This is a genomic window from Corynebacterium cystitidis (assembly GCF_900187295.1).
Taxonomy (GTDB): Bacteria; Actinomycetota; Actinomycetes; order Mycobacteriales; family Mycobacteriaceae; genus Corynebacterium; species Corynebacterium cystitidis.
Genome location: NZ_LT906473.1, coordinates 1,586,219 through 1,608,792, shown reverse-complemented (window position 1 = coordinate 1,608,792; position 22,574 = coordinate 1,586,219). Strand labels below are relative to the sequence as shown.

Sequence of the window (22,574 nt, the reverse complement as noted above, 5' to 3'; positions counted from 1 at the left end):
AATTTTGATTGTAACGGCGATCACGCCGATTATGTAGCTATGGCTTCACTCTCTTCATCGTCTGGTTTTACCGTCCTCGGTATCTCTGGCCGTCGCCTAGCTGCAGTACTCATTGGTTGGTTCTTCGTCATCTTTGATGGCTATGACCTCATCGTGTACGGCACGGTGCAAGGTGCTCTCATGAACGAATGGGGGATTAGCGCAGCCCAGGCTGGAACAGTCGGTTCGGCGGCTTTCGTCGGCATGGTCATTGGTGCGGTCTTCATCGGACGCATCTCAGACCAAGTTGGACGCAAGTTCGCCGTCATCGGATCGGTCATCGTGCTCTCTGTATTTACCGTTCTCTGTGCGTTTGCGCTCGGCCCTATCATCTTCGCAGTGTTCCGCCTCCTCGCTGGAATCGGCCTGGGTGGTCTCGTGCCCTCAGTTAACGCGATGACCTCGGATCTAGTTCCTCCGAACAGGATGTCTGCATGGTCCACTGTGATGATGTCTGGCGTTCCGCTGGGTGGTTCGTTCGCGGCTGTACTGGCCCAGTTCATCGTGCCGTTCGACCCCCACTGGGGCTGGCGCACGATGTTCCTGATCGCTTTCGTGCCATTAATTATCGGCCTCCCGATCGCGATGAAGGTGATCCCTTCAGATCAGGCCATCGCTGCTGACTACGAGGCGGACCACCAAGGCGAAGGTGTCAACGCGGAAAAGCCAGGTTTCGGCGCGATCCTGGGCGCAAGTTACCGCACCGTCACCATCTGGTTCGCAATCGCTACCTTCATGACGCTGCTCGCATGGTTCGGATTGGGCACCTGGCTGCCGAAGTTAATGACAGAAGACGGCTATGACTTCGGTGCCGCTCTAAATTTCACTTTGGCGCTTAACCTTGGTGCGATCATCGGTTCTGTGGTGACAGCGTGGGCAGGCGATAAGTTCGGTCCCGTTCTTTCCGGCTCCGTGGCAGCAGGGGTTGCAGGTATCGCACTTCTTCTTCTACTGCCCAGCCCGCCGATCTGGGCGGTATATCTCATCCTCGTCCTCGCAGGCGTGGGTACCCACGGTACCCAGATTCTGATTATTGCAGCTGTCACCCAGTTCTACCCGCACGACCTGCGTGGCACAGCTTTGGGTTGGGCGCTGGGCGTGGGCCGGTTGGGTGCAGTCGTAGCACCCCAGATGGCCGGTCTTTTGCTCACATGGGGCCTGGGAGTCAACTCCAACTACCTCATGTTTGCGATCGCCGCGCTGCTATCATCCCTGTCGCTCTTCATCCTGGCCGATATCCGCCGTCGCCAGATAGGACCAGCACAGCATGAAACCGCAACGATCATCTCGCATACCGAACCACAGTAAAGTGGCTCACAATTCCATACACTGAAGTATCGCAGTAGTATCGCAGCTCCAAAAATTCTGAAAGGAAGATAGTTTCACATGTCCGTCGAGAAGACTAACGAACTAGCTGGCCAGAAAATTGTCATCGTAGGCGGTGGCATCGGTGGTGCCTCCGGCGCCCTCGCGTTGGCCTTGCGTGGCGCAGACGTCACCCTGTACGAGCGCCACTATGAATTCAAGGAAGTCGGGGCTGGTCTGCAGATCGGTCCTCACGGTGTGAAGATGCTGGAGGCCTGGGGCCTGAAGGACAAGGCACTAGCGGGCGGTTTCATTCCTGAGCGCATGCAGTTTCGCGACGGTATCACCTCCGAGCCGATCCTGACCATGAACTTCGACGAGGAGTTCAAACAGCGCTACGGCGGCGAGTACCTCGTGATCCACCGCTCTGACCTTTTGGACATGTTGGTTGAGGCGGCTCGCGAGCATGGAGCAGAGCTCAAGAATGGCTACCTGGTCACTGGCGCGGACGATCACGGCGACGGCGTGACGGTCCACCTTGCAGACTTCGATACTGAAAAGCCATACGACGATGTCGAGTGCGACGTACTGATTGGTTTCGATGGTACTCACTCCATCTTCCGCCCCATGATTGTCGAGGATGATCCGGTTCCGTCCGCGTATGTGGCCTACCGTGGAACATCGAAGCTTGCCGACGATCCAGACCCAGAGATCCAAAACCTGAAGGATGTGCGCGGGCACATCGGCCCACGCTGCCACTTCATCCAGTACCCACTGCGCGGCGGTGAGCTGCTCAACCAGGTTGCCGTGTTCCAGTCGCCTCGTTACCTCGAGTCCCTGATCAATGGCACTGAGGCGCCTGAAGACTGGGGCAACAACGAAGAGTTTAAGAACGCGTTTGGCCACACCCACGACAATGTGAAGACCCGCTTGAAAAACATGTGGCTGCACACATGGTGGCAGATGGCAGACCGCGAGCCCATCGACGATTGGGTCGCCTCCGATCGCATCATCGTCATGGGCGATGCGGCACACCCGCCACTGCAGTACATCGCTTCCGGCGCGATCATGGCCATGGAGGATGCCGAAGTATTCGCGCTCTACGCCGCGGAAGCTGCCGAGAAGGGCGAGTTGGACTGGCCGAAGGTGTTGCGCGAGGTCTCCGATGAGCGCCAACCACGCTGTGCACGCATCCAAACCACGTCGCGTTTCTGGGGCGAGCTGTGGCACGTCGATGGCCTGCCTCGCCTGATCCGCAACGAGCTGTTCCGCGAGGCAGAGAAGGCCGGCTGGTTCAAGTACGCCGACTGGCTGTGGGCATACGACCCATCCGAGCGCGCCTACATCAAGGATCCCTCCAAGGGCGAGTTACCTGAGGAACTTGCTGAGTGGGAGTACAACCTGCACAAGATCACTCGTCAGCGTGACGAGGGTTCCGAAGACGAGATCACCATTTAATTGATCGCTTAACGACGATCAACTGGCCCGGGCGCATAACAGCGCTCGGGCTCTTTTTATACGTTTTTATACATGTTATATATGGCGGCGTAACTCGGTCACGGCGTCGCTCCACACAAAGGGAAGCTCGCCTGCTTCCTTCTTGCTAAACGGCTTGAGCACGTAGTCAGCGACGGGTTGGCGGCCTGGAGGACGTGAAATTCCTACGGCGAGCTTGTTGTAATCGGTTGTCCCTAGTGATTTAGTGACAGATTTCAGGCCGTTATGCCCATGATCTCCGCCGCCTTGACGGAACTTGACCTGGCCAAAGTCGAGGTCGATCTCGTCGTAAAGTACATAAATATCGGCGGGAGCTACTCCGAAGTAGCCGGCAAGAGCCTTGACGGGCCCGCCAGACTCATTCATGTAGCTGCGGGTGCGGGCCAGCACGCTGTGCTCGTCGAAAAGCCTGCCTGCGGTGACCTCGGCGATCTCTGTGTTGGTCTTCTTGTGCACGCTTAAGGCAGCGGGCAGGGGAGAGACCTCTCCGAGGAGTTCTGCAAGAACCATCACACCGACGTTATGGCGGGTATCCGCATACTTCGGGCCGGGGTTACCAAGGCCAACAATCAAGATAGTCACTGGCCCATCATGGCACAGAAAAACCCGCCAGCGGGAGCTGACGGGTTAAGTCGAAGGTGATTACTCCTCGCCGGAGCCAGCTTCTGCAGACTCGTCATCGGCAGACTCAGCGCCAGCCTCAGCGCCGCCCGCCTCGGCCTCTTCTGCTGCTTCCTCAAGCTCCTCATCAACCTCTTCATAGGTGACGTTGATGACGAGGTCTTCCCCGTCGGTGATCAGGGTTGCGCCCTCAGGCAGCTTGACATCCTTGGCCAGGATTTGATCGCCGATCTCCATGCCCTCGATGGACACGACGATCTCTTCCGGAATCTTCAGAGCGTCGATCTCAATGGTCAGAACGTCTGCTTCCTGGATCAGGACGGAACCAGGTACGTTCTCGCCCTCGGTCACGATGTTGACGTCAACCTCAACCTTTTCGCCGCGCTTAATGCCCAGCAGGTCAATGTGGTCAATGTTCAGGGTCAGAATATTCTGGTCGATAGCGCGAACCATGGCCAGATGCTGCTCACCATCAAGCTCCAGCTCAAGAACAGCGTTGACACCGTCGTTACGCACCAGCGCCTGCATCTCCAACAGGCTAGCGTGGAAGTGGACGGTTTCCTCGCCCTTGGAGTAGAGAACGCCCGGCAAACGCCAGTCGCGGCGCAGGCGACGTGCTGCACCCTTGCCAAATTCTTCGCGGCGCTCAGCCTTAATTACGGGGGTATCAGCCATGTGAAACTCCTTCACTAGTTAGTGTGTGGGCCGCGATGAGAAAAACCTGCGACCTACTCAAACGGACAATGCTCGTCGAGTGATCGCAGGCTTCATAAAAGACTGTGAATCATATCGCGTCGATAACGGCCCAAATTTCAGCCCTCGCCGAGACAAGCGCAAAGTCTAGCAAACTAGCGTGAGAACACGAAATGGCCCTGGGCTTGGCGTTCTTCTGCCTCATGCCCCAGGGGAATTCCTGTGCGGTCGCGCAACAAAGCAGCCGTGAAAAAGCCAATAACTGAAGCAACCAGCAAATAGGCGGTGACACCTGCGGTAGACCCAGTAGTTTCCACCAACCATGTAGCAATCATTGGGGCGAAAGCGCCACCGATAATCGAGCCGATCGCATAAGTGATGGACACACCCGAGCCACGTACCGAGGCTGGAAAGAGCTCGGCATACGTAGCGCTGGTTTGCCCATAGGTCAAACCCAGGCCTACTGACAAAAACGCAAGCGCAAAAAGAATACTCAGGTAGTCGCCGGAATTGACCAGGGGGAACAAGGCGAGCACCCCGAGGGCTTGCACGATGAAACCAATCAGGAACATGTTCTTCCGTCCGATGCGGTCCGACCAAGCTCCTGCCACCAGGGTAAAAAGAATCCATACTGCAGCTGAGGCTGTCACTATGAGCAGAATCGGACCGCGCTCCAACCCGAGGGTTCCGGTGGTGTAGTTCTGAATGTAGCCACCAGCCATCATGTAGCCTGCCACACCGTTCGCCGCGAATAGCAGTGCGCCCGCAACAACCAAAGGGAAGTGGCGGCTAAATAGGGCACCGATGGGATGAGCAGGCACATGGCGAGCAACCTGGTCGCGCGCCATCTCGGTGTACACCGGGGACTCATCAACGCCGATGCGGATGAGATAACCGATGACCACCAGCACGATGGAGAACAAGAACGGCACCCGCCACCCCCACTGCAGAAAGGCATCGCCGGGTGCAATCCAGTTCATCAATGCCAACGCACCATTCGCCATGAGTAGCCCGGCGGGAGCACCCACCTGTGGCCCTGCACCGAAGCGTCCCCGCTGATCATGCGGGGCGTGCTCCACGGCCAGCAGCACTGCAGAACCCCACTCCCCACCGGCAGAAATACCTTGCACGATGCGAAGCACTACCAGCAGCACTGGCGCCCACACCCCAATCGCCTCGTAGGTGGGCACAAGCCCAATCAGCATGGTCGCCCCACCCATCGCAAACAAGGTGACCATGAGTACAACGCGCCGACCCAGCCTATCCGAATAATGGCCCGCAAGAAACGCGCCGAGCGGGCGAAACAGAAATGACAAACCTACTGTAAGAAACGCAAGTACCGTTGCAACGCCTGGACCAGCAGGCCCGAACATCAGCTGGTTGAACACCAGGCCTGCCACCGCGGCGTAGAGGAAGAAGTCGTACCACTCGATGGCGGTACCGATGGTGGTTGCGGCCACCACACGGCGGCGTTCAATGCTGACAGAAGCCATATATTCCTTGGGCTGGGGGATAGTTACACATATTTTAGTCGCCTCGCGTGCCGATAACGTTTCAAAATCTGCTGAGGGGGTAGGCGTTCCATACAATCACGTCCATGGATAAACTGCGCTACGCGTGCATCATGATCGGCGGGTTTTTGGGCCCTTTTGCGGGCCAGTCACTGTCGGTAGTGCTACCTGAATTCGCGGCTGATTTTGGGATTACGCTGTCGCTGGCGTCGCTGACCATGACGGCGTACATGTTGCCGTTTGCGGTGATGATGCTCTTCTCCACGCACCTGGCCCGCGGTGTGTCCCCATCCGTGGTGGTACGTGTGGCCTACGCGATCATTGCTGTGGCGTGCGTTGTACTCGTGTTCACGCCCGTATGGTGGCCGTTTGTACTCGCGTATCTGGTGGCAGGGCTGTGCAACGCATTTACCGCGCCATTTTTGCAGCTCATCCTGCGCGATATCACACCAGACGAGCGCCTGGGACAGGCGCTGGGCACCTACGCAGCCATGCAGTCCTTCGGCCTATTTTCTGCGCCTCTTCTGGCGGGTGTGACAGCGCTGGTGTCATGGCGGCTGATGTTCGTAGTACTCGGGGCATTTGCGGTAGTGATCGTCATCGTGCGGGTACCGTTTGTGCGTGCCGACGACTCCCCTGCGCCGGCAGGGCAGCGCCGGGTAGGGTGGCCGCATCTCCGCGGAATGCTCACGCTATTTGCCGTGGGTATGGCCGTGATCGGAATAAGCTTTATTGTTGCATTGTATGTCGGAGAGCGCTTTGGTGCCGACGCTGTGACCCGTGGCGCAATAGTGATGGCCGGTGGGCTGACCGCGTTCGTGTTCTCCCGCTTCGTGGGTGGCTTGGCAGACAGGATCGGGGCACGGCCCGTGTTGGTCGCTGGGCTTCTGGCGGCAGCGGTGGCACTCATTGCACTGGTAATAGCCCCGTCGCTGGTGTTGCTGGCTGTGTTGTGGGGCCTCGCCGTACTTGCTGCTCAAGCGGTACAAGTGGGCGTAAACATGCTGGTACTACGCGCGCCAGGTGGTTCCCGCATGCTATCTACCGTGCAGGCCTTCCGGTTTTTCGGCAACGCAGCCACCCCGCTGCTGGTCTTGCCACTGTTTAACGTGGCGCCGTGGTACGGCTTCGGGGTAGCCGCTGCGGTTCTTGTGATCATGGCCGGTGTGAACCTGATGGGTTCGAAATAGAATAAAGGGGCCGATGTGGCCCCTTGTTCTGCTTTGCTTCCGGGGATGTACGGCAGATGCCGTGTGCGCTATGCGTAGGTGGTGCTGACCTTCTCAACGAGAGTGAGTACGTCGTAGACTGCCACGATTTCATCGTCCTGGTTGTACAAGACAGTGTCCCAGGCAACCTCCCCGTAATCATCAGTCACGCGCGGGGTGATGCGCTTGGCGGTCAACTCAACGCGGATGGAATCGTCGTAGGTCACTGGCTTGACAAATCGTAGGTTCTCCAACCCGTAGTTGGCCAACACCGGACCTGGACGGCCTTCCACGAACAAACCGGCAGCCCATGCAACCAGCAAGTACCCGTGCGCCACGCGACGAGGGAAGAAGGGATTTTTCATCGCGGCTTCTTCATTGACGTGAGCGTAGAAAGTATCACCCGTTTCTTCAGCAAAGTCGAGAATGTCTTGTAGATTGACTTTGCGCAGAGGGGACGCGAACTGGTCGCCAATTTTTAAGGTGGCCAGGTCCTTTTGGAACGGGTGCTGAGCACCGTTGTCAACATCCTCGCGGGTGACCCGCTGAACCTGTGCCCCGGTGTGCCACTCGCCAGTAATTGCGGTGAGGTGGTTTGGTGAGCCCTGGATTGCGGTGCGTTGCATGTAGTGCTTGATCGCGCGAACACCGCCAAGCTCCTCGCCCCCGCCTGCGCGACCGGGGCCACCATGGACCAGATGGGGCAGGGGAGAACCGTGGCCGGTAGAAGTCTTCGCGTCTTCGCGGTCGATAAAGTGCAAGCGGCCATGGTGCGCTGCAATACCTTCCGCAAACTTGCGGGTGGTCTCGGGGTTATTAGTAGCTACTGAAGCGACCAAAGAACCGCAGCCTAAAGCTGCTAACTCGATAGCGTCGTCAATGTCCGTGTAACCAAGGATGGACACTACTGGGCCGAATGCCTCGGTGTCATGGACGCGCTCGGACCGCGCATTGTCGAAGGTCAAGATAGTTGGCGGGAAGAATGCGCCATTGATGTCGCCGCCCCCAGCGACGACCTTGCCACCGTCAGCCACCAGCGTATCCACGGCTTTCTTTACGTCGTGGGCTTGCTCTACTGACACCAGTGGGCCCATGGTGGAATTTTCATCGCGCGGATCACCGACGACGACTTTTTCGTCGATACGCTTCTTTAATGCTTGGGCAACATCGTCTTTGAGATTCTCCGGCACGATCGCGCGGCGCACAGCGGTACACTTCTGTCCTGCTTTGGAGGTCTGCTCCACAAAAAGAAGCTTCACATATGCTTCGAACTCAGGAGTATCAGGGGTAGCATCAGGTCCCAGGATAGCCGCATTCAGCGAGTCCGCCTCAGCGGAGAAACGTACACCGTTATTGCGCACAGAATCAGAGTTGCGCAACGTGTCTGCGGTCCAGGCAGAACCGGTGAAGGCGACGTGGTCGTTGTAATCAAGGTGGTCGAGCAGGTCGCCTGCGGAACCGGAAATCAACTGCACAGAGCCTTCAGGTAAGATCCCAGACTGATCCATAAGACGGATAAGTTCAGCGGTGACATAGCCGGTAGGGGTTGCAGGTTTGACAATTGTTGGCATGCCTGCGATGAACGAGGGGGCGAATTTCTCTAGCATTCCCCAAACAGGGAAGTTGAAAGCATTAATTTGCACGGCCACGCCAGTCAGGGCGGTGTAAATGTGTTGGCCCTGGAAAGAGGAATCCTTCGCCAAAATCTCCGGGGGGCCGTCGACGACCACGTTGGAGTTTGGCATCTCGCGCCGGCCTTTAGAGGAAAACGTGAAAAGAGTTGAAATACCGCCGTCGATATCGACCATATTGTCGCGTTTGTTAGCACCTGCCTTGTTGGCAAGTTCATATAGGCTCTCTTTGTTCTCGTTGAGGTAGAGGGCCAGTTCCTTGATCTTTAGGGCACGTTCGTGGATGGTTAGTGTCTTGAGGTTGCGCTGCCCAATGGTGCGACCGTATTCAACCGCACCTTTGAAGTCGAGCCCATCGGTGGAGACCCTGGCGACGATCTCACCGGTAGAGGAGTCCGCTACCTCGGTAACACGTTGTGGGTTCTTGGGGCTAATCCACTTACCTTGCAGGAAGCTTGGTACGAGATTCATCAGATGGGGCCTTTCTTTGTTTGAGTCAGGGTATGTCAGAGCATTCAGCGATCTTATTAATTTATTACCGACCGTTCGGTCGGCATTTTTGGCCAGTATAACCAAGATCACACTTCGGGGGGTAGGGAGGGTGTAATATTCTTAAAAATTATTGTCTATCAGCGAAAAGGTGCCACCATGAGCGATATCAACAACCACGAGATCTGGCAGATCACCCTGGGAGAACTCGATGAAAAGATGGGGGTAGAGGTCCTTGAGCAGTCCGCCGAGAAAGTTGTGGCGCGCATGCCGATTGATGGCAACCGTCAATCTCTCGGCTTACTTCACGGTGGGGCAATGGTTGCCCTCGCCGAGGCCGTTGGCAGCTGGGCCGCGGTGATTCATGCCTCGTCAATGGGAAAGGTGGCAGTCGGTATAGATATCAATGCAACTCATCATTCTTCAGGCCGCGAGGGCTATGCCACGGCAACGGCAACAGCTATTAAATTAGGGCGCACCCTCACAAGCCACGAAGTAGTGCTTGCCGACGACCACGGTCGCCGACTCTGCACCGCGCGTATCACAAACGCAATTGTCGATCCCAGCTAGCAGGCTAGCTTTCGGAATAGCTGTAGAAGCCTTTGCCGGTTTTACGTCCTAACTCGCCACGTTCAACCATGTCGCGCATCAGCTGCGGCGGAGTAAACACCGATCCGAGAGTAGACTCGAGATACTCGGCAATACCTAGGCGCACATCAAGGCCGACGATATCGGTCAGTGCGAGTGGACCGATCGGGAACTTATAGCCCAAGACCATTGCGTTATCGATATCTTCTGGGCTGGCCACGCCTTCCTCCACCATGCGGATTGCCTCAAGCGCGATTACCACTCCTAAGCGCGAAGACGCAAAACCAGGGGAGTCTTTGACCACAATCGGGGTTTTATTGATCGCCTCGACCCAGCCACGTGCTTCGTCGACAAGCAATTCTGGTGTGGACTCAGCTACCACAATCTCCACCAGCTTCGATGCTGGAACCGGGTTGAAAAAGTGCAGGCCGATGACATTATTGCCTACGGTAGCTGCAAGATCAGACACGCTTAACGACGAAGTATTGGTCGCGATCATTGCCTCGGGTGCGGCAGCTGCAATCTTGGCAAAGGCATCAGTTTTTAATTCGAAAGATTCAGGCACAGCTTCTACCACGAGCTGATGGCCAGCGAACGCTGCATGATTGGTGGAGAAATGAAGTTTCTCTGCCCACTGTTCAGTTGTACCTTCTACTACACCTCGTGTGATAGAACCATCAATATCCTTGGTGATTCGAGCTTTGGCCGCGGCCACCGCATCATCATTAATGTCTACCACGGTGACTTCTGCACCAGCCAGCAGGAACGCGTGCGCAATACCGCCACCCATGCGGCCGCCACCAAGAACACCTATACTAGTGGGAATACTCATCTACTTTTCCTTACTTATTTTTCTTGCGGTCGAGGAATGCTTGCATGCGTTCAAATTTTGCATCTGACTCAAATAGGACAGCCTGCGCCAAATTATCCACCTGTGGGTGGGCATCAACTGGCATATTCATCACACTCTTAGTGATGCGCACAGCTAGTGGGTCAAGCTTGCTGATGCGCCCTGCCAGGTCAAGGGCCTCGTCGTAAAGCGCATCTGGTTCAGCGAGGGCTGAAACAAGGTGGTACTGGAGGGCTTCCGTCCCGTCGATAATGCGACCAGCCAGCAGGATCTCTTTTGCCAATGGCTCTCCAACCGTGGCCTTTAAACGCCACGTGCCCCCTGCCGCCGCAAGGATACCCAGGTTGGCCTCGGGCTGGCCGAACTTCGTCCGTTCAGTAGAGACGCGAAAGTCAGCGGCCAACGCAAGCTCAAGTCCACCACCAAGTGCATAGCCGTCAACGGCTGCGATAACAGGCATCGGCAGCTGCGAGATACGATGAAAAATCGTGTTGTTGATGCCCCGCAAAGCATCAGCGCGTCGACGTTCCTTGAGCTGGCCGATGTCAGCACCTGAGGCGAACACGCCGTTGCTGCCTATGATGATGGCCACCTTGGGCGTTTCTTCCAAATAGGCGCACACCGTGTGCAGCTCATCGACCATCGTCTGGTCTATCGCATTGCGAACCTCAGGCCTCGATAGCTCAATGGTGAGCAGGTCTTCGGTTTCTGTGATGTGCAGGGCAGTAAAATTATTGCAAAGAGTCATCTCACACTCTCTCAATCGCGATTGCAGATCCTTGGCCCACACCCACGCACATTGTTGCGATGCCTCGGATACCTTCGTCCTGTTCAAGACGGTTGAGCAGAGTGATAGTGATGCGCGAACCCGAGGAGCCGAGCGGATGGCCCAAGGCGATCGCCCCACCCCAGGCATTCACAATGTTAGAATCCAGGCCGAGTTCGCGCATGCACGCCACAGACTGGGTGGCGAATGCCTCATTTAATTCCACCGCGTCAAGATCGTCGATGGACCAGCCGGTGCGCTCCAGTACTTTACGGGTAGCTGGTACCGGGCCCATGCCCATGATCTCAGGCTCAAGTCCAGCTGATGCGTTAGCGACAACTTTAGCTCGAGCTTTCAACCCGTATTTTTTCACAGCCTCTGCGCTGGCAACAATGATGGCCGAAGCACCATCATTGAGTGAAGAAGAATTGCCGGCGGTGACAACTGCACCTCCCTCGACTACCGGGCGAAGCTTGGCAAGAACCTCTGGCGTGGTTCCCTCGCGTGGACCCTCATCGGTGTCTACGACCGTGACGTTGCCTTTCCGGTCTGTGACTTTAACTGGGACGATCTCCGGGTTGAAACGGCCACCCTTGACCGCTTGGATTGCACGCTGCTGCGACTGCACGGCGAAAGCATCAGCATCTTCGCGTGACACACTCTTCACTCGTGCTACTTCCTCCGCGGTTTCCGGCATGGAGAACGTGGTCTTTTCCTGCTGTTGGAAAATCGGGTTGACAAAGCGCCAACCAATCGAAGTATCGAAAGCTTCACCCGGCTTTGCAAAAGCGGTGGTGGGCTTTTCGACGACCCACGGAGCACGCGACATAGACTCAACGCCACCAGCCACAATGATCTCGGCTTGGCCGGACTCAATCATTGCAGTGGCAAGAGCGATCGCAGACATGCCGGAGGCACACAGGCGGTTGACTGTTATACCGGGAACCGTATCAGGAAAACCTGCCAGCAGCCACGCCATGCGAGCCACGTTGCGATTTTCTTCACCAGCGCCGTTGGCATTGCCAAGGAACACCTCATCGACAAGTGCTGGATCTATCCCCGCTTCGTCTATGACAGACTTTATAGTCAGGGCGGCGAGATCATCAGGGCGGATCGACGCTAGCGCTCCGCCATAACGGCCGACGGGCGTACGCTTTCCTGAGACAAGATATGCAGTAGTCATAATTTCGGTGCTTTCTATCGGCTTCTATCGGCCAGTAAATTTCGGGGTGCGCTTTTCATTGAAAGCAGCAAAGCCCTCGGCGTAATCTGCAGAAGAACAGAGACGCCCCTGCTCTTTATTTTCCTCTTCTACGGAAGCCCACAGGCCTGTGCCATTGTCGCGAATATCATGGACGAGACTACGGCTGGTTAAAAACGCCTGAGTTGCTCCTTGGGCGACGCAGGCGACTTTTTCGCGGGTGAACTCAAGCAATTCATCGGCGGGCAGCACCCGAGAGAATAGACCAGCTTTCACAGCTTCAGGCCCAGAGATCAATTCGCCGGTGACGATAAGATCCATGGTGCGATGCGCCCCAAGACGCTCGACAAAAAGGGCGTGACCACCCGAATCCAGCGTGGCCCCGAGGTTAGCGAAAGGAGAACCAAACTTCGATCGGTCGGCCACATAAACGATGTCTGTAGCAATCGCTAGGCCGAGGCCTACACCCAGGCAGGCGCCGTGGACTGCCGCGAAAGTAGGGGCTGGGAACTGGCTCATTTGCTTGAGTACCGGGGTGACCTTATTAGCTAAATAATCTGTCGCATCATCGTCGGCTGGATCAAGTCCCTTGATATTGCGACCAGAGCAGAACCCCTTGCCTTCGCCACGCAGCAGAAGAGCGCGGACTCCTGCCTTTTCCGCTTCGGAATAGGCCTGAGAAATCTCTACTAGGTCAGGTTCAGCAAGAGCGTTTAAAGTAGCTGGGTCGTTGAGCACGACTTCTGCATATTTCGCGCCCTCTGCTACTTTCTGAAAATGAAGATCTATCATGGAAGTTGCTCCTATGCGTCATAGTCGACAGTAATGGACTTGCCCGTGGGACGGGTCTGACAAGTAAGGACATACCCCGCTTCGACCTCATCGGCCTCAAGCGCGTAGTTTTCATCCATCTCGTAATCGCCTTCAATCACCTTTGCGCGGCACGTCCCGCACACACCACCTGCACATGCGAAAGGAACATCCGGGCGCACGCGCAGGGCAGCATTGAGTACGGTTTCTTTCGCAGAAACAGGGGACTCAACGGAACCGGAAAGCCCGTCCAACTGGAATTGGATATCAATATTATTTCCGGAAGGATCAGCGACCACCGCACGACCTTTATTACCCCCCGGCTCATTTTTCGGGTCACCGGTGGTAAATAGCTCGTAGCGGATGTTCTTTTCGTCAATACCCCGGTCCTTCAAACTGTCGCGACACAGCTGAACCAGCTCAAATGGACCACAGAGGAACCATTCGTCGACAGTTTCTGGGCGGATAACCTGGTCGAGCAGGATTTGTAACTTTTCATCGTCGATCCGCCCAGAAAACAGCGGGTTAACACGCTGCTCTCTAGTGAGCACATGGTGAACTGCAAAACGGGCTGGGTACTTGTCTTTGAGATCACCGATTTTGTCAGCGAACATGACATCACCGCCACCCTTATTGGAGTAAACTAGCTGAAATTTCGCATCAGGAATCGCATCGAGGACAGCTGTCGCGATCGCCATGATCGGGGTGATTCCTGAACCGGCAGCGATAGCGACCAAGTGTGGCTGATCAACCTTGGCTAGGTCCTTGTCAACTAGTTCTTTCGCATCGTTCAAGCTGGTCACATGAATCTTGGAGGTAAAGCCCCCCTGTGGATTCATCACGTCGATGGTATCGCCTGGTTGAAGTTCCTCATTCGCCCACGTTGAGAATCTGCCACCTAAGTCCTTCTTGATACCCACGCGAATAGTCCCCTTGTTTGGGATATCACAGATGGAATAAGAACGTCGCAGCTCCTCGCCATCGATAGTGGCGCGCAGTGCTACGTACTGGCCGGGAATGTAGTCATAATCATCCTGCAGTGCTTCCGGCACATCGAAGCTAACTTCCACAGATGTGTCAGTTAACTGGCGGACCCGTGACACAGACAGGGTATTGAATTTTGCTTTTTTCTTTGCGGGAGTGGTCATCAGTGCACCTTGAAGTAGTCGAAGGGTTCAAAGCAGCTCTTGCAGTTGTACAGAGCCTTGCAGGAAGTTGATCCAAAGCGGGCGATCTCTGCGGTATTGGAAGAGCCACAGTGGGGGCAAATAATAGGTTGAGGAGCTTCAAGTTTGAGCAACACTGGACCAGAAGAACGCTCCGCCTTGCCCTGTGGCGGAGCAATACCGTAACCGCGCAATTTCTCGCGTCCATGCTCGGTGATCCAGTCCGTAGTCCACGCCGGGTTCAGGACCAAGTCAACTCGAAAGTCTTCCTCGCCTGATTCACGTAAAGCATCCGAGATATCGGAAGTAATAGTGTCCATCGCCGGGCATCCTGAATACGTAGGCGTGATAGTGATGACTGCGGTATCGCCCTCACAGTGGACATTGCGCAAGATACCCAGGTCCGCTATCGAGATCACAGGAATCTCTGGATCAGGAACTTGTGCAGCGATATCCCACACACGGCGCTCACGCTCATCGGTGGGACGAAGCTCGTGGTTGAGATTGACTTCAGCCATCATGAATCTCCTAAAAGATTATTACTGGAATGGCCGGGTAATTACCCGGGTCTCTTACCAGGTCACGCCTGGGTGCTGGCGGGCCAATGACTGCATCTCAGCCAGGATAAATCCACGGTGCTCGGAGTAACGGCCGGTGCGTTGAGCGCTAACTGACTGTGGCACCTCAGGCTTAGCCACTCCAGCTGCATCAAGGACGGCCTCGATCCGGGTATCAAACTCGGCGCGCAGGCTAGAGGGGAGAACCGCGATGCCTTCGTCGGCAAGCTCATTGTGGATCGGAAGATCCTCAAACAGCTCATCAACATAGGGCCACATATAGCGCAGGCCATCCGAGACACGACGGTGAGACTCTTCAGTGCCCTGTCCGAGACGCAGCATCCACTGGTTCGCGTGGTCCACGTGGTACTCGAGCTCTTTCACCGCCTTTGCTGCGATAGCTGCAAGCGTTTGGTCAGTGGACTGCTCAAGGCCGGTGTACAGCCCGAACATGTAATAGCTGATCAGTAGTTGGCGGGCAATGGTCTGGCCGAAATCGCCGTTTTCCTGCTCGGTGATTGCAGCCGAACGGAACTCTTCCTCGTCACGGAAATATGCGAGATCGTCCTCGGATTTGTCCCACGCCGTACCCGCGTAAGAATAGAGGAAACGAGTGTGGCCGATCAGGTCCAGCGCGATATTTGCCAGAGCAATATCTTCTTCCATTTCTGGCGCACGGGAAACCCACCAACTCAGGCGCTGCGCTAACATCAGCGCATCATCTCCAAGCATGGCGGCGTACTCAGCTGTTTTTTCTGGAGCAATAGCGCCAGCTGCGACGACATCTTCAGGGGTGATCGCATCGCCTTGGGACTGTTTGGTTGCGGAATCGTTCGTAGCGTAGCTCACAGGTGTGGCACCCCTTCAGATTTCTCGAAGTAAGTAGCGTGGCGATAAGCCTTGCCGTTGGAGGACTCGAAGAATCCACCCTTAGAATCTGGATCAGATGATGCGATTGCCTCGGAGGGGACCACCCACACCGAAGTACCTTCATTACGGCGTGTATATAGGTCACGGGCGTTGCGCAGTGCCATAGTGGCATCTGGGGCGTGGAGGGAACCTGCGTGGACGTGGGACAGACCGCGATTGGAGCGGACGAAGACCTCATACTGAGGCCAGTTGCTGGAATCAGACATTGTTTTGTTCTTTTCCTTTTGGGCGATGGGTAGGCAGAGGGCTCGTTGTCTAGCGTTCCTTTAAACGACGAGTTTTGAATCGACGTCGTGGTTCCGCTTGGCGTACGCTGCGGCGGCCTCGCGAACCCACGCACCATTGTCAAATGCTTCTCGACGACGCTTCAGGCGCTGCGAGTTCAAAGGTCCATGTCCTTTGATCACTCCTTTAAATTCCTCCCAGTCAAGCTCGCCGTAGTCATAGTGGCCACGTTCTTCGTTCCATTTCAGGTCTGGGTCATCGAAGGACAGTCCCAGGGCCTCAACCTGAGGAACAATCATGTCGACGAAGCGCTGGCGGAGTTCGTCGTTGGAAAAACGCTTGATATTCCACTTCATAGACTGCTGGGAGTTCGGGGAGTCGGCATCCGGTGGGCCGAACATCTGCAGTGCTGGGCCATAGAAGCGGTTAATGGCTTCCTGTGCCATCTGCTTCTGCTCTTCGGTGCCATGGGAAAGTTCATAGAGGATTTCCCAGCCCTGGCGCTGGTGGAAAGACTCTTCCTTGCAAATACGAACCATTGCGCGAGCGTAGGGAGCATAAGACGCACGGCACAGCGGAACCTGATTACAAATAGCGGCGCCGTCGACAAGCCAGCCGATTGCACCGATATCTGCCCAGGTACGTGCTGGGTAGTTAAAGATCGAGGAGTACTTCGCTTTTCCGGACAGTAGCTGGTCAACGAGCTCATCACGGGAGGTTCCTAGGGTCTCTGCGGCGGAGTAAAGGTAGAGTCCGTGGCCTGCCTCATCTTGGACCTTGGCAATCAAAATGGCCTTGCGCTTGAGTGACGGTGCACGGGTAATCCAATTGGCTTCTGGTTGCATGCCAATGATCTCGGAGTGGGCGTGCTGAGAAACTTGGCGGGTAAGGGTCTTGCGGTATGCCTCTGGCATCCAGTCGGTTGGTTCGATGCGGGAGTCGGCCTCGATGATTTCATCGAAACGCTGTTGTCCTGCTTTATCGTCGTCGTTCACGGTGCTGAGCTGAGCGGGTGTCATGATGATCCTCCTCGGATTCCGATTTACTTACCGGTCGTTCGGTCAGGATATCGGCGAACTGTGATCTAGGTCAATCCATTGGGGTAGGTCACGCGAAAGGTGGGGGTAGTTTAGGGGTTGATCTAAGGTTGGTTTCGTGTATCTACCTGAGGTTTTGCTTCAGGTCTAGGGTTTTCCAATTGTGCGCGAGGTGCCACGAAATTCTGCGATGACCTCATCGTCGCGGAAAATAGTCACGTCAGTGATGCCGTTACGGCCCCAGGTTTCGCGCTCAATGGCGACACCTTGCAAAACATCGCCAACGAAGCCTGGCGAGATGAAATGGATCCCTACCTGCGATGCCACGGTAGTGGTGCCCGCGGATGAATTGCACGCCCCTGCGAAAAGTGCGTCTGCGAATGTAAACAGGAAGCCACCTTGGATGGTGTTGTGGCCGTTGCACATCTCTGGGGTGATGGTCATGGTGCCTTCAGTACGTCCACGTTCGACTGCTGTGATGGTGATCCCCATAGTTTTGAGGGAGCGATCTTGCTTGTACATCTCCTCGGTGAATTCGAGGCCAGGGCCAAACTTAAGATCGGAAGCAAAACTGGCGTGTGTTGACTCGTTCATGTGGTTAGCATCCTTTGGTAGGTATGGGTGGCTTTGGTTGCAGAAGCTTATAGCACGGCGGTGTGTCGTGCATCACTTTTTCTGTTTTTGTGGTCTGTGCAGGTAAATTGACCATTTAAAAAGGAGGTGGGCATGACATACGATGAGCGCCCAGCGTTGCGAGGTAGGCCAGGGTATTCGCGAGAGCAGGTCATTGCTGCAGCGGTCGATGAATTCAACGCTCATGGGTACGAGGCGACCTCCATGGGCGCGTTGGCGAAAACTCTCGGTATTTCAAAATCGGCGATCTACCACCATGTGGAGTCCAAGGAAGAAATCCTGCGGGAGGCAACAAATTTGGCACTTCGCGCTTTAGGTGCAGTAGTCGAAGAGGCACACCAGCAGCCAGGAGGGGCTCTCCAGCAGCTGCGTTATGTGATTGCAGGTTCTGTCCGCGTGCTATGCGCGAACCAGTCACAGGTCACACTTCTGCTTCGTCTGCGTGGCAACTCTGAGGCAGAACGTGCAGCCATGGAGAAACGTCGGGGGATCACCTATGCCATGATAGGCCTGGTAAAACAGGCGCAGGACGAGGGCGGTGTGCGGTCCGATATCGATCCTGGATTCGCTGGCCGAATCATATTTGGTGCTGTTAATTCGATTGCTGACTGGTATGAGCCCGGCGGAAAGTTCACCCCCGAAGAAATTGCTGAACAAATCCTCACGCTAGTGTCCGTAGGGCTAGGAAAGCGCAGCTAAGAAGTGTGAAGATTGGGCTTTGCAAACCTGGCTCGTGGGGGTGGTCTTAAAAATCAATCATCATACTTAAATTCGTGTTGTGGACATCACACTGCGGGGCTATGTAGCGTATCTCACAACTCACTGACCGGACGGTCGGTAAGTGAATGAACGGCTGATACCGCATCCATCTGAAGAAAAGAGAGATCCACAGTGCCCTCTTTGTATGACATCACTTCAACAAACGACGGTCCTACTACCAACATAGAGTTTGCGTCGCGCGATGAAATCACCGCACTCCAGACCAAACGTATGGCAAATACCCTCCGCCACGCCTACTACAACGTGCGGCACTACCGGGAAGCTTTCGATGAGAAGGGCGTCCACCCCGATGATTTCCGCGAGCTGAAAGACATATCCCTCTTCCCGCTGACTGACAAGGCGACGCTACGCGCCAACTACCCATTCGGCATGTTCGCTGTGCGCCAACATCAGATTGCGCGCCTTCACGCATCCTCCGGAACTACGGGACGCCCCACCGTTGTGGCCTATACCCACAAAGACATCGAAACGTGGGCTGACCTCATGGCTCGCTCGTTGCGCGCTGGTGGTCTGCTTCCAGGTGATAAGGTCCAGGTCACCTTTGGGTATGGCCTGTTCACCGGTGGGCTCGGCGCCCATTATGGCGTCGAAAAGCTCGGGGCTACTGCCATCCCAACGTCAGGAGGGCAGACCGAACGTCAGCTGCAAATCATGGAAGACTTCAAACCGGATGCCATCCTTGGTACCCCGTCGTACATGCTTAACGTGCTTGACCGCATGCGCAAAGAAGGTCGCGATCCACGCGAGACTTCACTGCGAGTAGGTGTCTTCGGCTCCGAACCGTGGTCCGAAGGAATGCGGTATGAACTCGAAGCGGGCTTTGGCATCGATGCGACAGATATCTACGGTCTTTCTGAAGTTATGGGTCCGGGTGTGGCGCAAGAATGTATCGAAACTAAAGATGGTCTGACTATTTGGGAAGACCACTTCTACCCAGAGATTCTTCACCCAGAGACCCTCGAGCCAGTTCCCGACGGCGAGTATGGTGAGCTTGTCATCACCGCGCTGACCAAGGAAGCTTTCCCAGTCGTACGGTATCGTACCCACGACCTGACCCGACTACTGCCAGGTACTGCCCGCTCGATGCGTCGCTTGGACCGCATCTCTGCGCGTAACGACGACATGATCATTCTGCGTGGCGTTAACTGTTTCCCAAGCCAATTTGAAGAACTTATAGTCGAGGATAAGAACCTGCGTCCGCGTTACCAGTGCGTACTATCCAAAAAAGGTCGCATGGATCACCTCACACTGTTAGTTGAGCGTGCTCCACACAAGACTGATGAGGAGATTAACAAGTCCGAGGTGCAGCTCAAGCGCCAGATCAAGGACCGTATTGGTATTACCGTGGATGTAGAGATCCGGGATGCTGTTGATTCCGGCGAGGGCAAGGCGAAACGTATCGTCGACAATCGCCCGAAGGAAAAATAAGCTCCGCGCTACTTCTCGCGCATACACCGCGCCCCCACCGTTTAAATATGCTTTCAACCCTGGTGGTGTCGCGGTGTTTTCTTCCCCAAAACACTTGCACACTAGTGCCCGCTAAAGAAAAGAGACTCTGATGTCCACTTCGGCTCCAACACATGGCCACCACGAGCTCCCGGCTGATACGCAATCCACCGTCGACTATGCCGCACAGGCGCCAAGCAGGAAAGAGGCGCTGACTAACGAACATAAGCGCGTGCTCGGCGGTGCGATGGTCGGCACCACAATCGAATGGTTTGACTTCTTCATCTACGCTCAAGCGGCAGGCTTGATTTTTGCTGCACAATACTTCAACCCGGCTACCAACGACAACCCTGGTTTGGCACAAATTGTCGCCTGGGCATCACTTGGCATTTCCTTCCTTTTCCGCCCACTTGGTGCTGTTATCGCCGGACACCTAGGTGACCGGTTGGGGCGCAAACCAGTGCTAGTAATCACCCTGATCGGCATGGGTGGGGCGACGTTCTTCATGGGTCTGCTGCCAAACTATGCTGCCATTGGCATCGCTGCACCGATTATTTTGGTTCTATTGCGTATTGTGCAGGGCTTATCCGCCGGAGGCGAGTGGGGTGGGGCAGCGCTTATCGCAGTTGAGCACGCACCGGTACTCAAGCGTGGCTATTTCGGCGCGTTCCCGCAGGTGGGTGTTCCAGCCGGGATGGCCCTGGCGACAGTATTTATGTTAGTGGTCTCTTCTGCGCTTACCCCAGAGCAGTTCGAAACATTTGGCTGGCGCATCCCATTTGTCTCCTCAATTGTGCTGATTGGACTTGGTTTCTGGATCCGCAGCTTGGTAGAGGAATCACCAGTCTTCGAGGAAATGACCGCCAAGAAAAAGACTGCCTCAACCCCGCTTGGGTCACTATTTAGAAATCACGCAGGCCTTGTTGTCCTGTGCGCTTTGATCTTCGCTGGCGTCAACGCGGCTGGTTACCTGGCAATTGCGTATTTTGCCTCGTACGGCACTAATCAGTTAGGCATGGAACGTCCAATTGTGTTGGCTCTGACCTTAATGACGGCGATTGCCTGGATCATCTCTACGCTGGTTGCTGGCAAAGTCTCCGACGTGATCGGCCGCAAGCAGACTTTCGTCATCGGTTACGTACTCATGATGGTGTGGGCGATTCCTACCTGGATCCTGATCGATACCGCAAACGTGATGCTTTTCGGTATTGCGGTGGTAATTCTAGGCGCTTTACTCGGCGTGACCTACGGCCCACAACCGGCACTGTATGCAGAGATGTTCCCAGCACGCGTCCGCCTGTCTGGATTGTCTATCGGTTACGCGCTGGGGTCAATCATCGGCGGTGCCTTCGCACCGATGATTGCCGAGCTCATCCTCGACGAGACAGGGAACTCCCTCTACATTGGCGTGTACATCCTGATTATCTCCTTCGTATCGCTGATCGGTGTGTTCTTTGTGCCCAAAGGAATCCAGGGAAGAGACTTGAGTAAGTAACCGAAACAGGGCTTTACATCCGACAACCGCGCGGAAAAGACCCTAGGAACCCCGAAGCTATCAGGCCTAGGGTGTGCGTCGTGGCGCACTTTGGATCGCGCTGATGCCTAGCTCCGTTCGATCTTTTATTAACTTTTGGGGGTAGTTTTCAAAGATTTCGCCTTAATCGAAAGTTTGATATGTAGGCTAGCTAAGTAATCCCAATTTAATATTTCGCGATAACACCGACACACAAAGGGCCAAGAATGTTTACCATTACTGGGTTCGCCGATGAGATCGCCGATGATCTCGACGAACAAATTGAACTACTGAACAAGCTAGAGATTAAGCATGTGGAATTCCGCAGTGCGTGGGACGTGAAAGTGCTTGATCTCAGCCAGGAACAGCTCGAGACCGCGAAGGAAAAGCTCGACGCGGCTGGGATCAAACTCTCCGCAGTGGGCTCGGACTTGGGCAAGATCCAGATCACAGATCCTTTCGACGATCACCTCGAACGTGCCCGCCACGGCGTGGAAGTAGCTAAATTCTTCGGAGCCAAGTACATCCGCATGTTCTCCTTCTTTATTTCTGAAGGAGAAGATGCTGACCAGTACCGCGACGAGGTAATGAAGCGCACCCGCGCCATGGTTGAACTGGCAGAAGCTGGGGGAGTAACGTTGCTCCACGAAAATGAGAAGGGCATTTACGGTGATACCCCTGAACGCGTGAAAGATCTGATCACCACCATCGATTCACCGAATTACCGCTCCATCTATGACGCGGCCAACTATGTGCAGACTGGCTACAAACCGTTCGATGAGGCATGGCCAATTGTCAAGGAATACGTTGACTACATCCACGTGAAAGACGCGACAGTGCCCACCGACGAAGAGCCATTGGGCATCATTAAGCCTGCTGGCCAGGGCGATGGACAGTACCCAGAGTTGATCGCAGAGCTGAACAAGATCGGATACGACGGTTTTGTCTCCATCGAGCCGCACCTAGGTGATTTCGATGAATTTGGTGGCCTCTGCGGCCCAGAGTTGTGGACCAGTGCGTATGACGCGTTGAAGAAGATCTTGGACGACGTCAACGCAGAGTACAACTAGGGTGGCGG

Annotated in this window: 22 protein-coding genes; 8 read left to right on the top strand and 14 right to left on the bottom strand. The window is 55.4% G+C overall.

Annotated features, from left to right (window positions below; all coding sequences use genetic code 11):
- Positions 1–39: 39 nt before the first annotated feature.
- Positions 40–1,347 (top strand): MFS transporter, encoded by a 1,308-nt coding sequence (locus CKV99_RS07560; protein ID WP_092258806.1) that lies wholly within the window; start codon positions 40–42, stop codon positions 1,345–1,347.
- Between the two features lie 78 nt (positions 1,348–1,425).
- Positions 1,426–2,802: an FAD-dependent monooxygenase gene (locus tag CKV99_RS07555; protein WP_092258519.1), complete on the top strand. Its 1,377-nt coding sequence runs from the start codon at positions 1,426–1,428 to the stop codon at positions 2,800–2,802.
- Between the two features lie 75 nt (positions 2,803–2,877).
- Here the strand turns inward: CKV99_RS07555 and pth are convergent, their stop codons facing one another.
- The 3 genes from pth to CKV99_RS07540 form a co-directional block, all read right to left on the bottom strand.
- Positions 2,878–3,423 (bottom strand): aminoacyl-tRNA hydrolase, encoded by a 546-nt coding sequence (pth, locus tag CKV99_RS07550; protein ID WP_092258516.1) that lies wholly within the window; start codon positions 3,421–3,423, stop codon positions 2,878–2,880.
- A gap of 60 nt (positions 3,424–3,483) precedes the next feature.
- Positions 3,484–4,137, bottom strand: a complete 654-nt coding sequence (locus CKV99_RS07545) for a 50S ribosomal protein L25/general stress protein Ctc (RefSeq protein WP_092258513.1) — start codon at positions 4,135–4,137, stop codon at positions 3,484–3,486.
- A 173-nt stretch (positions 4,138–4,310) separates the two neighbouring features.
- The gene (locus CKV99_RS07540; protein ID WP_092258510.1) at positions 4,311–5,648 is read right to left on the bottom strand and encodes an MFS transporter; all 1,338 of its coding nucleotides are present in this window, start codon (positions 5,646–5,648) and stop codon (positions 4,311–4,313) included.
- A 104-nt stretch (positions 5,649–5,752) separates the two neighbouring features.
- Here CKV99_RS07540 and CKV99_RS07535 point away from each other — a divergent pair, with 104 nt between their 5' ends.
- Positions 5,753–6,856, top strand: a complete 1,104-nt coding sequence (locus CKV99_RS07535) for an MFS transporter (protein ID WP_092258508.1) — start codon at positions 5,753–5,755, stop codon at positions 6,854–6,856.
- Between the two features lie 68 nt (positions 6,857–6,924).
- Here CKV99_RS07535 and paaZ read toward each other — a convergent pair whose 3' ends face one another.
- Positions 6,925–8,976 (bottom strand): phenylacetic acid degradation bifunctional protein PaaZ, encoded by a 2,052-nt coding sequence (gene paaZ / locus CKV99_RS07530; RefSeq protein WP_092258505.1) that lies wholly within the window; start codon positions 8,974–8,976, stop codon positions 6,925–6,927.
- Positions 8,977–9,153: 177 nt separating this feature from the next.
- Between paaZ and CKV99_RS07525 the strand changes: the two genes are divergently transcribed.
- Positions 9,154–9,564, top strand: coding sequence for a PaaI family thioesterase (locus tag CKV99_RS07525; protein ID WP_092258502.1), 411 nt, complete (start codon positions 9,154–9,156; stop codon positions 9,562–9,564).
- Positions 9,565–9,568: 4 nt separating this feature from the next.
- On the opposite strand, the gene CKV99_RS07520 is transcribed toward CKV99_RS07525, so the two are convergent.
- The 10 genes from CKV99_RS07520 to paaI all read right to left on the bottom strand — a co-directional run bounded on the left by CKV99_RS07520 (position 9,569) and on the right by paaI (position 17,718).
- Positions 9,569–10,414 carry a 3-hydroxyacyl-CoA dehydrogenase family protein gene (locus CKV99_RS07520; protein ID WP_092258499.1) on the bottom strand — a complete coding sequence of 282 codons (846 nt, stop codon included), beginning with the start codon at positions 10,412–10,414 and terminating at the stop codon, positions 9,569–9,571.
- A 10-nt stretch (positions 10,415–10,424) separates the two neighbouring features.
- Positions 10,425–11,180: an enoyl-CoA hydratase/isomerase family protein gene (locus CKV99_RS07515; RefSeq protein ID WP_092258496.1), complete on the bottom strand. Its 756-nt coding sequence runs from the start codon at positions 11,178–11,180 to the stop codon at positions 10,425–10,427.
- Position 11,181: 1 nt separating this feature from the next.
- Positions 11,182–12,381 carry an acetyl-CoA C-acyltransferase gene (locus CKV99_RS07510; RefSeq protein WP_092258493.1) on the bottom strand — a complete coding sequence of 400 codons (1,200 nt, stop codon included), beginning with the start codon at positions 12,379–12,381 and terminating at the stop codon, positions 11,182–11,184.
- A gap of 24 nt (positions 12,382–12,405) precedes the next feature.
- A complete protein-coding gene (locus tag CKV99_RS07505; protein ID WP_092258490.1) occupies positions 12,406–13,191 on the bottom strand; it encodes an enoyl-CoA hydratase/isomerase family protein in 786 nt (261 codons plus the stop codon).
- A gap of 11 nt (positions 13,192–13,202) precedes the next feature.
- Positions 13,203–14,357 carry a 1,2-phenylacetyl-CoA epoxidase subunit PaaE gene (gene paaE / locus CKV99_RS07500; protein ID WP_092258488.1) on the bottom strand — a complete coding sequence of 385 codons (1,155 nt, stop codon included), beginning with the start codon at positions 14,355–14,357 and terminating at the stop codon, positions 13,203–13,205.
- A complete protein-coding gene (gene paaD, locus CKV99_RS07495) occupies positions 14,357–14,896 on the bottom strand; it encodes a 1,2-phenylacetyl-CoA epoxidase subunit PaaD (RefSeq protein WP_092258485.1) in 540 nt (179 codons plus the stop codon). Before paaD ends, paaE begins: the two co-directional genes overlap by 1 nt.
- A gap of 51 nt (positions 14,897–14,947) precedes the next feature.
- Positions 14,948–15,781: a 1,2-phenylacetyl-CoA epoxidase subunit PaaC gene (paaC, locus tag CKV99_RS07490; RefSeq protein WP_092258482.1), complete on the bottom strand. Its 834-nt coding sequence runs from the start codon at positions 15,779–15,781 to the stop codon at positions 14,948–14,950.
- Positions 15,778–16,068, bottom strand: coding sequence for a 1,2-phenylacetyl-CoA epoxidase subunit PaaB (gene paaB / locus CKV99_RS07485; RefSeq protein WP_092258479.1), 291 nt, complete (start codon positions 16,066–16,068; stop codon positions 15,778–15,780). The genes paaC and paaB overlap by 4 nt, the downstream gene beginning before the upstream one ends.
- Positions 16,069–16,128: 60 nt before the next feature.
- Positions 16,129–17,106, bottom strand: a complete 978-nt coding sequence (gene paaA / locus CKV99_RS07480) for a 1,2-phenylacetyl-CoA epoxidase subunit PaaA (protein WP_092258476.1) — start codon at positions 17,104–17,106, stop codon at positions 16,129–16,131.
- A gap of 165 nt (positions 17,107–17,271) precedes the next feature.
- The gene (gene paaI, locus CKV99_RS07475; protein ID WP_092258473.1) at positions 17,272–17,718 is read right to left on the bottom strand and encodes a hydroxyphenylacetyl-CoA thioesterase PaaI; all 447 of its coding nucleotides are present in this window, start codon (positions 17,716–17,718) and stop codon (positions 17,272–17,274) included.
- 132 nt (positions 17,719–17,850) lie between these two features.
- Between paaI and CKV99_RS07470 the strand changes: the two genes are divergently transcribed.
- From CKV99_RS07470 to CKV99_RS07455, 4 genes are all read left to right on the top strand, one after another.
- The gene (locus CKV99_RS07470; protein ID WP_092258470.1) at positions 17,851–18,456 is read left to right on the top strand and encodes a TetR/AcrR family transcriptional regulator; all 606 of its coding nucleotides are present in this window, start codon (positions 17,851–17,853) and stop codon (positions 18,454–18,456) included.
- Positions 18,457–18,648: 192 nt separating this feature from the next.
- Complete coding sequence (locus CKV99_RS07465; protein ID WP_092258467.1) at positions 18,649–19,965, top strand: AMP-binding protein; 1,317 nt, start codon at positions 18,649–18,651, stop codon at positions 19,963–19,965.
- Between the two features lie 130 nt (positions 19,966–20,095).
- Complete coding sequence (locus tag CKV99_RS07460; RefSeq protein ID WP_092258464.1) at positions 20,096–21,478, top strand: MFS transporter; 1,383 nt, start codon at positions 20,096–20,098, stop codon at positions 21,476–21,478.
- A 245-nt stretch (positions 21,479–21,723) separates the two neighbouring features.
- On the top strand, positions 21,724–22,566 hold the full coding sequence (locus CKV99_RS07455; protein ID WP_092258461.1) for a sugar phosphate isomerase/epimerase family protein: 843 nt from the start codon (positions 21,724–21,726) through the stop codon (positions 22,564–22,566).
- Positions 22,567–22,574: the final 8 nt, after the last annotated feature.